The organism is Novosphingobium hassiacum, from assembly GCF_014196055.1.
Taxonomy (GTDB): Bacteria; Pseudomonadota; Alphaproteobacteria; order Sphingomonadales; family Sphingomonadaceae; genus Novosphingobium; species Novosphingobium hassiacum.
On sequence record NZ_JACICY010000008.1, the window covers coordinates 67,935 to 81,141 of the forward strand.

Annotated in this window: 10 protein-coding genes; 7 read left to right on the forward strand and 3 right to left on the reverse strand. The window is 65.8% G+C overall.

Annotated features, from left to right (window positions below):
- Nucleotides 1-142: 142 nt before the first annotated feature.
- Nucleotides 143-4,888 (reverse strand): hypothetical protein, encoded by a 4,746-nt coding sequence (locus GGQ88_RS15665; RefSeq protein ID WP_183614387.1) that lies wholly within the window; start codon nucleotides 4,886-4,888, stop codon nucleotides 143-145.
- A gap of 35 nt (nucleotides 4,889-4,923) precedes the next feature.
- Nucleotides 4,924-6,225, reverse strand: a complete 1,302-nt coding sequence (locus GGQ88_RS15670; protein WP_246386101.1) for a porin family protein — start codon at nucleotides 6,223-6,225, stop codon at nucleotides 4,924-4,926.
- A gap of 137 nt (nucleotides 6,226-6,362) precedes the next feature.
- Here GGQ88_RS15670 and GGQ88_RS15675 point away from each other — a divergent pair, with 137 nt between their 5' ends.
- Nucleotides 6,363-6,854, forward strand: coding sequence for an asparaginase domain-containing protein (locus GGQ88_RS15675; RefSeq protein WP_183614388.1), 492 nt, complete (start codon nucleotides 6,363-6,365; stop codon nucleotides 6,852-6,854).
- Here GGQ88_RS15675 and GGQ88_RS15680 read toward each other — a convergent pair.
- A complete protein-coding gene (locus GGQ88_RS15680; protein ID WP_183614389.1) occupies nucleotides 6,851-7,270 on the reverse strand; it encodes a GNAT family acetyltransferase in 420 nt (139 codons plus the stop codon). The two genes, GGQ88_RS15675 and GGQ88_RS15680, sit on opposite strands and share 4 nt — an antisense overlap.
- A gap of 113 nt (nucleotides 7,271-7,383) precedes the next feature.
- On the opposite strand from GGQ88_RS15680, the gene GGQ88_RS15685 reads away from it, so the two are divergent.
- From GGQ88_RS15685 to GGQ88_RS15710, 6 genes are read left to right on the forward strand one after another with little or no spacing between them, the layout of a single operon-like run.
- Nucleotides 7,384-10,233, forward strand: a complete 2,850-nt coding sequence (locus GGQ88_RS15685; protein ID WP_183614390.1) for a monovalent cation/H+ antiporter subunit A — start codon at nucleotides 7,384-7,386, stop codon at nucleotides 10,231-10,233.
- Nucleotides 10,230-10,586 (forward strand): Na+/H+ antiporter subunit C, encoded by a 357-nt coding sequence (locus tag GGQ88_RS15690; RefSeq protein WP_183614391.1) that lies wholly within the window; start codon nucleotides 10,230-10,232, stop codon nucleotides 10,584-10,586. Before GGQ88_RS15685 ends, GGQ88_RS15690 begins: the two co-directional genes overlap by 4 nt.
- Nucleotides 10,583-12,076 (forward strand): monovalent cation/H+ antiporter subunit D, encoded by a 1,494-nt coding sequence (locus GGQ88_RS15695; RefSeq protein ID WP_183614392.1) that lies wholly within the window; start codon nucleotides 10,583-10,585, stop codon nucleotides 12,074-12,076. The genes GGQ88_RS15690 and GGQ88_RS15695 overlap by 4 nt, the downstream gene beginning before the upstream one ends.
- Complete coding sequence (locus GGQ88_RS15700; RefSeq protein ID WP_183614393.1) at nucleotides 12,073-12,561, forward strand: Na+/H+ antiporter subunit E; 489 nt, start codon at nucleotides 12,073-12,075, stop codon at nucleotides 12,559-12,561. Before GGQ88_RS15695 ends, GGQ88_RS15700 begins: the two co-directional genes overlap by 4 nt.
- Nucleotides 12,558-12,827 carry a K+/H+ antiporter subunit F gene (locus GGQ88_RS15705; protein WP_183614394.1) on the forward strand — a complete coding sequence of 90 codons (270 nt, stop codon included), beginning with the start codon at nucleotides 12,558-12,560 and terminating at the stop codon, nucleotides 12,825-12,827. Before GGQ88_RS15700 ends, GGQ88_RS15705 begins: the two co-directional genes overlap by 4 nt.
- Complete coding sequence (locus tag GGQ88_RS15710; RefSeq protein WP_183614395.1) at nucleotides 12,824-13,207, forward strand: Na+/H+ antiporter subunit G; 384 nt, start codon at nucleotides 12,824-12,826, stop codon at nucleotides 13,205-13,207. Before GGQ88_RS15705 ends, GGQ88_RS15710 begins: the two co-directional genes overlap by 4 nt.

Here is a 13,207-nt window from a genome sequence, read left to right on the forward strand (position 1 = left end):
CCGATCTGGGCGGTACGTTCCGATCATGCTCCGGTGCCGCCCGCTGCGACACACAACAGTCCTGTCACGCCTGTGACAAATGCCGTCATCATCGTTACTTCGCGACGCCCCCGCCGACTTGGCCGCTCGCGCTACCGCCGCATCAGGGCTGAACCTGGCCAAATACTACCACGCCGTTGACCGTGCTGGTCGCGTTGCCCGAGATGTCGTTGATCTGGTAACCCAGTCCGACATGGCTCGCGCCCACACCATACAGTGATCCGTAAGCCGCAGCGTTGCACGATGTCTGGCAACTGTTGCTGCTTGTGGGCAGCCTTGCGATGCCGACAGAACCTGATGCAAAGGCCATGTCCCGCTCGACCACGATTCCGCCGTTGGCAGGATCTGCAGCGCCGCCATTGGTGCCGATATGCCAGCCATGCGTGCCGGTCTGCACATCAAGCCCGAAGCCGACCTGGACTTGCGAGCCGAATTGTACCGCCAGTGATCCCGTGACGGTACCGGACTGGCCATCGGGAGCCTGATAGTTGGTCGGCGCGGTTGATCCGACAAGTTGGTAGTTGATCTTGCCCGATGCAGGCAACTGAACCGCCGGCGTGCCCGTCAGGATGTGCGTGTTGGGATTGAGATTGGCGTTCGTGGTGCTGTCGTCCCAGCGGCTCCATGCCACGGCATCGGCCACGCGGCCATGTTCGCGCAGTACACTCGGCGCGCCGTAAGAGAATGTCGTCGAGGCTGTGGCCTTGACGCGGCTGATGGAACCATCGCTTGCAACATCCACTTGCGGGGCCGCGTAACCGCTGATGCCGCCGTTGATGAAGGTGAAGGTCTTGGCGCTGGTCAGCGTCGCTGAATTGCTCCCGCTGGCTCCGGTGCCACCCGATGCGGGCAAAGTGCCTTCGCGGCCGAACAGGACGGCGCCGGAAATCTGGTTGGCGTTGTTGCTGTTGGCGAAGGTGTGGTAGCCGAAACCGAGCCGGTCGGCGGGCGTGGCTCCGCCAAAGCCACCGTAGAAGTTCACGAAGCAGCTGCCCGACGGACAGGCTTGGCCACTGGCCGACAGCGTCGGACGGATCACGAAGAAGGCGGGGTCGTTGCCGACTTGCGCCGCTTGCAACGCACCGGTCGCACCGCCCGGTGTGCTGAAGGTGTACGTCGCATCAGCCATGGTCAGCGTGCCGTCCATGGCGAAGCGCAAGCTCGATCCGAACCCGACGGTCAGGTTGGCGGCGAACGTGCCGGTCGCGGTTGAATCGAATGCGTAGAACGGCTTGGTCGCAGACAGAACCTTGTAGGCGATTGAACCGCTGGTGGGGAGTGCGCCGGTGATCGGGGCCATCAGTGCATATGCAAGTCCGTTGTTCTGGCCATATGTGACCTGACCGTTCCCGATCGAGAATGTTCCGTCGAAGAAGCGACCGATCACACCACTGGCATCGCCTGCCAGATCGGTGAAGCGCGCGGTGTCGGTGGCGATGTGGATGCTGCCGGTAAAGCTGCCGTCTGCGCCGACGACCGCGCTCTGCCCTGACAGCCAGCCGCTTGTTTCCTTGGACGCGACGTAGAGGTTAAGCCCGCTGGTCGCGGTGAAGCCACCGGTGTAGGTGGAAGCGGTCGCCCCGCCTCCGCCAGTTGCAGGTGCCGTGCCGAGATAGCCGAGCGCGGTCCCGGTGCGGCCGAATACCGCGACGCCGTTGACGAGATTAGGGTTCGGCACCGACTTGTCGTTGATCCTGTAGCCGAAGCCGACGTAGGCGGCGTCTGCGCCGAACAGACCACCGTTAACGCTGGATTCGCAGGTCGCGGTGCACGCGCCGCCGGCAAGGCCCGTCGTGAGCAGGATCGACGAGAAGCCGGCGAACTGGCGATTGGAATCGATCAGCAAGCCCTGGTTCAACGGGTTCGCCGATCCGCCCGGCGTCTGCACGTGCCACTTGCGGGCGCCAGCCGTGACATCCATCGACAGGCCGACTGCAGGCTCCGATCCGAAGCCAACCGCGAGCGTGCCGGTGAAGGTGCCGATGGTGCCCTCGGCGGCGTTGTAGTCGGTCGGTGGGGTGCCGCCGACCAGGATGTAGTCGATCTTGCCGCTTGCCGGGATCGTGGGCGAAGGCGTGCCGACCAGCAGGTGGTTGTTGAAGTTGACCGCGTTGTTCGCCGTGTCTGTCTGGTAGCGGGTCCACGCGATGTCGTCACCGAAATGGCCGAACTCCTTGGCGACGTTGTTGGCATTGGCGGCGTAGTTGAAATCGAGCGCGCGACCGGGTTGGCTGAAGCGCAGGCGGGTGATCTTGCCGTCGGCCGTGATGGTGGCATCGACCGGCGAGGTGAGCAACGTCGCCTCGGCGTTCACGACATAGCCGGTGCGCTGCCCCGATGGGCTGGGCACTGGCAGCCCGTTGAACTGATCGGGGTTCCCGCCGCTAGCAAGGTAGACGTAGTAGTTCTGAATGAAGGCCAGCGTGGTGCCATCGAACAGTGCGGCAAGCACGCCTGCGTCGGTCAGCGCCTTGAGGTAGGCGAGGATCTGCGCTTGCGTCAGCAGGGTGTAGCCCGACGGCGTGCCGCCGCCAGCGAGATAGGCGTAGTAGGCTTCGAGCGCGGTGACGTAGTTCGCGTAGATCGGCAGGGCGGTATAGCCATCGACGCTGCCGCCGCCTGCCAGATAGGCGTAGTAGGCGGTGAGGAACTGGGCCTGGCCTGCGAGCAGGGTGTTGAGCTGGCCGCTGTCGATCAGCGCCTTGATGTATTGTTGGAGCAGGGCAAGATCTGCGCCGGTGTAGCCACTCGGCACGCCGCCCGCCTGAAGGTAGGCGACATAGGCCGAGACCGCATCGGCGAGGGCCTGGAAGTCGGGCGGGGTGGGCAGGCCTGCGTAGAGATCGGGATTGCCGCCGCCTGCGAGGAACGTGAAGTAGGCGCTGTAGAAGCTGGCGAACTGGCCAAGGAACGCGCCGCTTGCGCCAGCCGATTGCAGTGCGGCAAGGTAAACGCGGATCTGCTCCTGCGTGAGCGCGGTGTAGCCCGAGGGCAGGCCGCCATTTGCAAGATATTCGTAATAGGCGGTGAGCGCCTGCGCGTAGCCGTTGAACAGGTTGAACGGTAGCGACTGCCAGCCGTCGATCGTGCCGCCGGTCTGAAGATAGGCGAGGTATTGCGCATAGAATGTGGCGTTGAGACCGAGGAACCGATCGAGCGCGCCTGCTGAAGCGAGTGCGTCGAGATACCGACGCAGGATCGCGGGATCGAGCGCGGTATAGGCGCTCGGCACTCCGCCTGCGGCGAGGTAGGCCTGATAGGCGCTGAGTGCCTGCGCGTAGCCTGCAAACACGTTGACCGGGAGACCCTGCCACGTGTCGATCGCGCCGCCAGCGCGCAGGTGGGCGAGATAGGCCGCGTAGAATTCGGCCTGTGCGCCGAGCACCTGATTGAACAGGCCGGTCGCCTGCAAGGTTTCGAGATACTGGCGCAGGACTGCCGGATCGAGCGCGGCGTAGCTGCTTGGCAGCTGGCCGCTGGAGATATAGGCGAAATAGGCGGTGAGCGCCGTGCGGTACTGCGTGATGAATGCGGTGCCGCTGCCATTGATATAGGCTTGCAGCAGCGCGCGATCGGCCTCGGCAAGGCGGACCAGCAGACCGGAATCGTTGAGGAAGGTAATATAGGCGGTGAGCGTCGCCTGCGTTGCGCCTTCGAACGCCAGGGGATCGCCGCCGGTGCGGATGAAGGCGAAGTAGGCGCTGGTCAGGCTGGTGTAACGGCTGACGAACTGGTCCGCGTTGCCGCCGTTCAGGATGAACGCAAGATAGGCATCGACCAGCACGCGGTTCTGGCCCGAAAGCGTGGCAAAGCCGCTGGTGCGTCCGCGATAGGAAATGAACGCGTTGATGTCGGTCAGCGACGTGCCCGCGAAAGCCGATGGTGCGGCGCCTGCGCGGACGAGGTCGAGGAACTGGACCATGAGGCCGGCATATGTGGTCAGAAACTGTGCCTGCGAGCCGCCATTGGCAAGGTAGCCGAGATAGGCGCGGATCACATCGGCCTGGGCCTGGTTGAACGGCTGGCCACCGTAGAGGCGTTCGAGTTGCGCGGCGTAGGCGACGAGTGCTGCAAGATCGTTCGAGGGGAAAGTCTCGAGCGCCGGGTTGACCACGGCGGCCTCGATGCGTTGGCCTGCCGAGACGATGTCGCCCGAGGCACCGGCGGCGGCAAGCGCTTCGCCGAGGACGACGGGCACGCCGTTCTGCGCGGCGGCGGCGGGGCCACCCTCGGCAATCGACACGACTGCGGGTTCTTCCACGACAGGAGCGGGCGTGGGCGTGGGCGTCGTTTCGGCCTGCGCTGTCTGGACTAGCGGCGGAACGGCGGCGATGGGGGCGCTGGCGGCGAGGCGGGGGTGGCCGTTGGCGACTTCCCATGCCTGACCCGACGTGAACCGCTTTTCCTCGCGACCGTTGGCAATGGAAGCAAGGCCGGTGAGCACGCGCCCGGTGGCAACCGTCTTGCCTTTGGCGTCGGTGCCGACCGAGAAGCTGCCCGACGACCCGCTGCCGGTGATTTTGCCCTTGCCCTGGCCGGCCAGGTTGATGATGGTGTCGTTCGTGGCCGCGCCGGTGACGGTGACGTTACCGCTGAACAGATCGACCGAGCCATCGGGGCGCAACTGGAATTCGGCACCTTCGACGAATGACAGCATCGCGCCACTGGCGAGGCGCAGCTGCGTCATGCCGCCGGTCTGCTTGACGCGTTCGCCGCGCAGCGCGGCCGCGGCAAGATCTGCGTTGTCGGCAAAGACGACGTCCTGCGCGCAAGCGGGCGTGGCGAGAGCCAGCGACGATGCGCCGATCAGCAGGGCGGTAAGGGTCTTTTGGGCGGATTTGCGGATCATGTTGGGTCTCCCGGCGCTAAAGGGCCGCAGGATTTTCAGAATTCGAAGCGTGCGCCGGCCTGGACCGTCCACCGTTCGTGATCGTAAAGCGCGATGTTCGACCAGTTGCGCGACCATGTGGCCTTTGGCTGGATGAACAGGCGCGGCAGCACCGCGACCTTGACCGCTGCAGTCAGATCGAGCCGCTCGTCATGGCGCTTGCGCATGAACAGCAGGTCGGCGCGGTCGTAGCGGCGCAAGTCGAAGGCAGCGCCCGCGACCAGCGCGACCTTGGGCGCGACCTGGAATTCGGCGCCCATGTTGGCGCCGGCAAAGGTGTTGGATTCAGCGTCGCCTGCCTGGCGCCGCGTTTCCTCGTGCCCTCCGATCAAGTTGACGGCGTAATTGCGCGCGGAATAGCCGATGCCGACGGCGAACCGGTCTGCATCGCGCAAGGCATCGCGGTCGTAATCGAAACGGTTGAACTGGACCGAGGCCGAAAGCGCTTTGCCGCCCGGCAGCAGGTGCGTGTATTGCGCGATACCGCCGAAGGCGGTGCGGAAGCCGCGATGGCCGACCCAGTATTTCTGCACCTGTCCCGACAAAGACACGACATCGCGATTGGCAAAAGTATGCGCGAAGCCGGCGGTGCCGGTCAGGCTCGACTGGTCGAACGCGGCGCTGTCCAGATTGTCGCGCCAGTTGCCGAGCAGCGACCCGAACACGCGGTCCTGCCTGCTGGTGGCGCTGACCGCGCTGATGCCTGCGGACAAGTCGTAGAATTCATCCTTCTGCGCGCGTGCGCCAGCGCCGAGCGAGCCGGGGCCGAGCGCCGCGAACAGCGGGATGGTGATCGAGGTCAACTGCGTGGCCGAGTTGATGTTGCTGTCGTGGCCGAACGCGGCCTCGCCGAAGCCCGAGAGGTCGGAGCCGCCGCCCTTGATCTGTTTGTCGAACTGGCGGACGAAGCCGGTGAAGCGCTGGCGCACCGGATCGGGGATCGTGGGATCGTCGACCACGGTCGAGAACTGCGCGCGGGCTGTGTCGATATCGCCTGCAAGGGCATAGGCGCGGGCGAGCTCGGCCCGGGCCGGTGCATTGGCGGGCTGGCGCGCGAGTACGCGCTGGAATGCGACGATCGCCTCGCCATAGCGGCCTGCGTCGGACGCGGCTGTGCCCAGCGCGTAGTCAAACGCCGGGTCGCCCGCCTTGGTGCGCTCCTCGGCAGCGAGCGCCTGATAGCGTGCGGCGGCGTCCTGCGGCGATGGGGTCTGCTGGCCGAAAGCTGGCATGGGTAGCGCCGCAAGGACGGCTACGCTGCAGGCTGCGGCGTGCAGGAACGGATGCTTGATTGCCATCATACCCCTCATTGATCAGATGGCATTCCAGCTATCGGGTGTGGCCTGCGATGTCCGATGACAAACCCTGTCACGCGGGTGACAAGTCCTGTGCGGCGGGTCTGTTGCTTGTCCCGGGGCTGCGCTAAGGCGGGGTCATGCAACATCAACCCATTCTTGTGCTGACCACCGGCGGCACCATCGACAAAGCCTATTTCGACGCACTCAGCGAATACCAGATCGTCGAGAGCGGCATTCCGGCGGTCTTGGCTCAGGCGCGCGTGGCGCTGCCGTTCCGGGTCATGGAATTGATGCGCAAGGACAGTCTGGAATTGACCGACGCCGACCGTGCGCTGATCGCCGACGTCGTGCGTGAGGCGCCCGAGGCGCGCGTGGTGATCACCCACGGCACCGACACGATGACCGATACGGCCCGCGCGCTGGCAGACATCGCGGGCAAGACGGTGGTCCTGACCGGCGCGCTATCGCCTGCGCGCTTTGCCGAAACCGACGCGCCGTTCAACCTCGGCATGGCGTTCGCCACTGCGCAGATCGCGCCTGAAGGCGTGTGGATCGCGATGAGCGGGCAGGTGTTCGACGGTCTGAAAGTGCGCAAGGACCGCGCGGCGGGCAAGTTCGTCGCGCTCTAGTCGAGCCGCTTCCCGAGAGTCACGACGTCCTGCAGATCGTATCCGATGGCGTCGTAGAAGCCGCGGGCGGCGTGGTTGTCACCGCGGACCATCAGCTGGATCTTGGGGCAGCCGCGTGTTGCGAGCCAGGCTTCGGCCTGCGCCATCAGCAAGCGGCCCAGCCCTCTGCCGCGTTGATCGGGCGCGGTGGCGACGTAGTAGACCCAGCCGCGATGGCCGTCGAAGCCGACCATGACGCTGCCGACCAGCGCGGCGCCGTCGCATGCGAGCAATACTGCAGACGCTGGCGATCCGATTGCGGTGTCGAAGTCGGCGTGGGGATCGTTCCAGGGTCGGGTCAGCCCGGTCGCCCGCCATAATGCGACGACAGCCTCGCGGTCTGCAGGGGTCGCCGGTCGGATCGTGGGGTCGGTCATTGTCCCGGTGTTCTGCGCCAACGCGAGTTTGTCAAATTCGGCGAGTGACAGGCCGAAGTAAGGTCGGGTTTGCTTGCCTAACCTTGCCCGGACCGCCTAACGCTGGTCCCAAGATGGTGTTGATCCTGCTTTGCCTGTTGCCGTTTGCCGGAGCCGCCCTTGTCGGATTGCTGGCGCGGGCCAGTCGTGGGCAACAGGCGCTGGTTGCGGGCGCGACGACGGCGGCGGCGCTGGCGCTACTGCTGGTTCAGGCGGGCGACGTACTCGGAGGCGAACCGGTGTCGGCACAGGTTGCCTGGGTGCCGTCGCTCGGGCTGTCGTTCAGCCTGTTTCTCGATGCCTGGGGCCTGCTGTTTGCCGGACTGATCCTCGGGATCGGACTGCTGGTGATCGTCTATGCGCGGTTCTATCTTGCCGCCGCCGATCCGATGGGGCGGTTTTATGTGTTCCTGTTGCTGTTCCAGGGCGCGATGCTCGGTGTGGCGCTGGCGGACAACGTGCTGCTGCTGCTGATTTTCTGGGAGCTTACCAGCCTGACTTCGTTCCTGCTGATCGGGTTCTGGGGGCACAAGGCCGAGGCGCGGCAGGGCGCGCGGATGGCGCTGGCGGTGACCGGAGGCGGTGGCCTTGCTCTGATCGCGGGATTGCTGCTGTTGGGGCAGATTGCGGGAAGTTACGAGCTGAGCGCGATCCTGCGCAGCGGCGACGCGATCCGGACCTCGTCACTCTACCCGCTGGCGCTGGTGTTGATCCTGCTGGGATGCTTCACCAAGTCGGCGCAGTTTCCGTTCCACTTCTGGTTGCCGCACGCGATGGCCGCGCCGACGCCGGTCAGCGCGTATCTGCATTCGGCGACGATGGTGAAGGCAGGCGTGTTCCTGCTCGCGCGGCTGTGGCCGGTGCTGGCGGGGACCGACCTGTGGTTCGCGCTGGTGGCCACTACCGGGCTGGTGACGATGCTGGTCGGGGCGAGCATCGCGCTGTTCAAGCACGACCTGAAGGCGATCCTGGCCTATTCCACTGTCAGCCAGCTGGGGCTGCTGACAATGCTGTTGGGCTTTGGCACGCCGATGGCGGCGCTGGTGGCGGTGTTCCATTTCCTCAACCACGCGATCTTCAAGGCGGCGCTGTTCATGAACGCCGGGATCGTCGATCACGAGACGGGTACGCGCGATGCGAGGGTGCTTGGAGGCCTTGCGACGCTGATGCCGATCAGCGCGACGGTCGGGCTGGTCACCGCTGCGTCCATGGCGGGGCTGCCCCCACTGGGCGGGTTCCTGTCGAAGGAGATGATGCTGGAGGAAGCCGCGCATACCGCTTGGGGCGGGGCAGGCTGGGTGGTGCCGGTACTGGCGACGCTCGGCGCGACGCTTTCTGTGGCTTATTCGCTGCGCTATGCGGTGCACGTCTATTTGCGCAAGCGGCACGCGGACACGCCGCTGACGCCGCACGATCCGCCGTTCGGGATGTGGGGACCGTCGGCGCTGCTGGCGCTTGGCGCGGTGGCGGCTGGACTGTTCCCGATGGCGATCGCGGGTAGGCTGGTGCGGGCGGTGGCGGGAACGGTCACGGGCGGGCTCGCGCCGATCGTGACGCTCAAGCTGTGGCATGGGTTGACGCCTGCACTGGCGATGAGTGCGTTCGCGATCATCGTGGGCGCGGTGATGCTGGCCGGCCACGGCGCGTTGCTGCGCGGCTGGGAGCGGCTGCCGGTTCCTTCAGCGAAAGGCCTGTTCGATCGAGGGATGTCTGCGCTACTGGCGGTCGCGCGCGGGTTCACGCTCGCGGTCCAAACCGGGTCGCTCCAGCGCTATCTGGCAGTGCTGTTCGTGACCGCTGTCGCGGTCGGCATCGCTGGCATGTCGAGCGGAGGATACGCGCCGGGCGACCGGGTAACGCTTCCGGCTTCGCCGGTCGCGATTGTCGGGTGGGGGGTGCTGCTGATCGGTACGATCGCGGTGCTGCGCGCCCACCGGCGGCGGTTTCTGGCATTGATCTACATCAGCGTGATCGGGCTGATCGTCTCGCTCGGCTTCGTCTACATGTCAGCGCCCGATCTGGCACTGACCCAGATCACGGTCGAGGTGGTGACGATCCTGCTGTTGCTGCTGGCGCTGAACCTGCTGCCCAAGCAGCCGGTGCGGCTGGGCACGACTTTTGCCCGCTTCCGCGATGGCGTGATTGCGCTGGCGGGTGGCGGGTGCACCGGTTTCGTGGCGTGGGCGGTGATGACGCGGTCGCCGAACGACCCGATTTCGGCGTTTCACTGGGCGCAGAGCTATCCGGGCGGCGGCGGAACAAACGTCGTCAATGTCACGCTGGTCGATTTCCGCGCCTTTGACACGTTCGGCGAGATCATCGTGCTGGGCATCGCTGCGCTGGCGATCTTCGCGCTGTTGCAGACGGCGACGCGCGGCGCCTCGGGGCAGCGGCTGCGCGCGTGGTTGCCCGATCTGGTGCGTTCGCCCGAGCGCCACCCGATGATGTTCGCGGTCGCCACGCGGCTGCTCTTGCCGCTGGCGATGCTGGTGGGCGTGTACATCTTCCTGCGCGGACACAACCAGCCGGGCGGCGGGTTCATTGCCGGGCTGGTGATCTCGATCGCGATCCTGATGCAGTACATGGCCTCGGGCTTCGAATGGGCCGACCAGCGGCGGCGGTTGGACGAGCATGCGATGATCGCCTGCGGGGTGCTGATCGCGGCGGCGACGGGCCTTGGTTCGCTGGCATTCGGTGTACCATTGTTCACCACGGCTTATGGTCATTTCACGCTGCCGTTCGTCGGTGAATTCGAACTGGCGACCGCAATGGCATTCGACTTGGGCGTGGCGCTGACGGTCGTCGGGGCGGTGATGCAGGCACTGGCAGAGCTCAGCCATGTCGCGCAGCGGGCCGAGAAGGACGCGCCGAGCGAGTTTCCGATGGACGTCGATCCGGCGCGTGCGTCGGAGGAGCCGTCATGAGCCTCGAATTTCTGGTGGCGAGCGCGATTGCGGTGCTCACCTCGGCGGGCATCTGGCTGACCTTGCGCGGTCGGACGTTCCAGGTCGTGCTGGGCCTTGCCATGCTGTCCTACGCCATCAACGTGTTCCTGTTCGCGATGGGACGGCTGGTCATCGACAAGCCGCCGATCTGGGGCAAAGACGTGACCGAATATGCCGACCCGCTGCCGCAAGCGCTGGTGCTGACGGCGATCGTCATCGCGTTCGGTATGACCGCGCTGGTGGTGGTGCTGGCGTTGCGGACGTTCCTCGAGACCGGGACCGATCAGGTCGACGGGTTGGCGGATGTCACTGCGGACGATGACGCCGCATGAACGCGCTGATCGTCGCCCCGATTGTGCTGCCCGCGATCGTTGCGGCGTTGAGCGTGCTGGCGCGGGGCCGCAGGCAGCGGGTGGGCGCGGCCTTGTCGCTGGCAGGTTGCGTCGGGCTGCTGGCAATTGCACTGGCGCTGTTTGCGCAGGCCAGCGGGGGTGCGGTTTCGGTCTATACCGTCGGCGATTGGCCGGCACCGTTCGGTATCGTGCTGGTGCTCGATCGACTGTCGGCGCTCATGCTGCTGCTCAATGCGGGGTTGGCGCTGGTGGTGCTGGTCCATGCGCTGCTGACTGGAGTGGACCGCAAGGGATGGCACTTCCATCCGCTGTTCCAGTTCCTGCTGACCGGTCTGAACGGCGCATTCCTGACCGGCGATCTGTTCAACCTGTTCGTGTTCTTCGAGGTGTTGCTGATCGCGTCCTATGGTTTGATGCTGCACGGACAGGGCGCGGGTCGGTTGAAGGCGGGGCTGCAGTACGTTGTGATCAACCTGGTCGGATCGACGCTGTTCCTGATTGGCGTTGGCACGCTCTACGGGGTGACCGGCACGCTCAACATGGCCGATATGGGTTTGCGCATTGCCGCTTTGCCGACGGGGGATCGGGGGCTGGTGCAGGTGGGGGCGCTGTTGCTGACGGTCGTTTTCGCGCTGAAGGCGGCGCTGTTGCCGCTGCATCTGTGGCTGCCGCGCACTTATGGCGGGACATCGCCGGTGGTTGCGGCGCTGTTCGCGATCATGACCAAGGTCGGGGTCTATGCGATCATCCGTACGACGACGCTGATTTTCGGGGCGCAGGTTACCGGTCCGCTGATGCTGCCCGCTGCGATCGCCTCGGTGGTGATCGGCTTTGTCGGGGTGCTCGCGGCGCGGGGCTTGCGCGAACAGGCGGCGTTCGGGGTGGTCGGATCTACCGGCACGCTGCTGGTCGCGGTCGCGCTGTTCGAGCCGCGCGCGTTGGCGGCGGGGCTTTACTATCTTCCGCACACGACCCTGACCGTGGCCTTGCTATTCCTCGTGGCGGACCTGATTGCCCGTCGCCGTGCGGACCATGGCGATGCGATCACGCCGGGGCCGCGTTTTGCCAGCATGGGCCCGATTGCAGTGCTCTATCTGCTGGCAGGGATAGCGCTAGCGGGGATGCCGCCGTTGTCAGGATTCATCGGCAAGCTGCTGATCCTGAAGGCCGCGCTGGCGCATCAGGCGGCACCGTGGATCTGGGCCGCGATCCTGGGCACGACATTGCTGGCGGTGATCGCACTGGCGCGGACTGGGAGCACACTGTTCTGGAAGGGCAGGGCGGGCGAGATGCGCCATGGCGCGGTGTCGCGGCTGGACCTGCTGCCGGCGGTGGCGCTCGTCGTATTGCTGGGAGCGCTGACGGTGGGGGCCGGGAGCGTGACCGGGTTCATGGACGCGGTCGCGGGGCAGATGTTCGCGCCGCGCGGCTATATCGAGGCCGTGCTGGGTCAGGCGGCGGTGCGATGAGGCGGCTGTTTCCGCATCCGGGCCTCAGCGTGCTGCTGGTCGGGGTATGGCTGCTGATGCTCAACGCGGTGACCGCGGGCGGCGTCGTGCTGGGCCTTGTGCTGGGCACGGTGATCCCGATCTTCTCCGGCCCGTTCTGGCCGGACCGGCCGCGCTTGCGTTTCGGGTGGGGGATCGTTGCCTATCTCGGGCTGGTGATCGGGGACATTGTCGTCGCCAACTTCCACGTCGCGCGGATCATCCTGTTGCGCCGGACGCGCGACTTGCGCCCGTGCTGGCTGGTGATCCCGCTCGACCTGCGCTCGGCCGAGGCGATCACGACGCTGGCCGCTACGATCAGCCTGACCCCGGGGACGGTCTCGGCCGATGTCTCGACCGACGGGCGGTTTCTGCTGGTCCATGCGCTCGATGCGGGCGACCCGGCAGCGGAAGTGGCGCGGATCAAGGCGCGCTATGAAACGCGACTGGCGAGGATATTCCGATGATCGGCTATGCGCTGATGGTAGGCTTTGCCTGCGTTTCGGTCGCGCTGCTGCTGGCGCTGTACCGACTGCTGGCGGGACCGACGCGTGGAGATCGGATCCTTGCGCTCGATACGATGGTGATCAATGCCATCGCGCTGATCGTGCTGTTCGGGATTGCCGATGCGACGATGACCTATTTCGAGGCGGCGCTGCTGCTGGCGATGGTCGGGTTCGTCGGCACGGTCGCCTATGCCAAGTTCCTGCTGCGAGGGGACATCGTCGAATGAGCGCCTTGGCAGAAATCGTGGTCTCGGCGCTGATCGTGACGGGCGGCGTGTTTGCCTTGATCGGGAGCTGGGGGCTGGTCCGGCTGCCGTCGCTGATGACGCGGCTGCATGGGCCGACCAAGGCGACAACGCTGGGCGTGGGCAGTTGCCTCGTCGCGTCGATGGTCTATTTTCCGAGTGCAGGTCTCGGCTGGTCCGCGCACGAACTGCTGATCACGCTGTTCCTGTTCATCACCGCGCCTGTTTCAGCCAACATGATCGCCAAGGCGCACCTGCATCGCCAGCGCTGCAGGCTCGATGCCGATGCCGCTGACGGTATCGGTGAGGATCTTCCGGAAACGGGGAGCGATGCGGGCTGGGCGACGTTCGGGGATCGCTGA

What these genes read in the sequence shown, in the direction of transcription:
- GGQ88_RS15665 (WP_183614387.1), bottom strand. Translation starts at nt 4,888, where the DNA reads ATGATCCGCAAATCCGCCCAAAAGACCCTTACCGCCCTGCTGATCGGC.
- GGQ88_RS15670 (WP_246386101.1), bottom strand. Translation starts at nt 6,225, where the DNA reads ATGGCAATCAAGCATCCGTTCCTGCACGCCGCAGCCTGCAGCGTAGCC.
- GGQ88_RS15675 (WP_183614388.1), top strand. Translation starts at nt 6,363, where the DNA reads ATGCAACATCAACCCATTCTTGTGCTGACCACCGGCGGCACCATCGAC.
- GGQ88_RS15680 (WP_183614389.1), bottom strand. Translation starts at nt 7,270, where the DNA reads ATGACCGACCCCACGATCCGACCGGCGACCCCTGCAGACCGCGAGGCT.
- GGQ88_RS15685 (WP_183614390.1), top strand. Translation starts at nt 7,384, where the DNA reads ATGGTGTTGATCCTGCTTTGCCTGTTGCCGTTTGCCGGAGCCGCCCTT.
- GGQ88_RS15690 (WP_183614391.1), top strand. Translation starts at nt 10,230, where the DNA reads ATGAGCCTCGAATTTCTGGTGGCGAGCGCGATTGCGGTGCTCACCTCG.
- GGQ88_RS15695 (WP_183614392.1), top strand. Translation starts at nt 10,583, where the DNA reads ATGAACGCGCTGATCGTCGCCCCGATTGTGCTGCCCGCGATCGTTGCG.
- GGQ88_RS15700 (WP_183614393.1), top strand. Translation starts at nt 12,073, where the DNA reads ATGAGGCGGCTGTTTCCGCATCCGGGCCTCAGCGTGCTGCTGGTCGGG.
- GGQ88_RS15705 (WP_183614394.1), top strand. Translation starts at nt 12,558, where the DNA reads ATGATCGGCTATGCGCTGATGGTAGGCTTTGCCTGCGTTTCGGTCGCG.
- GGQ88_RS15710 (WP_183614395.1), top strand. Translation starts at nt 12,824, where the DNA reads ATGAGCGCCTTGGCAGAAATCGTGGTCTCGGCGCTGATCGTGACGGGC.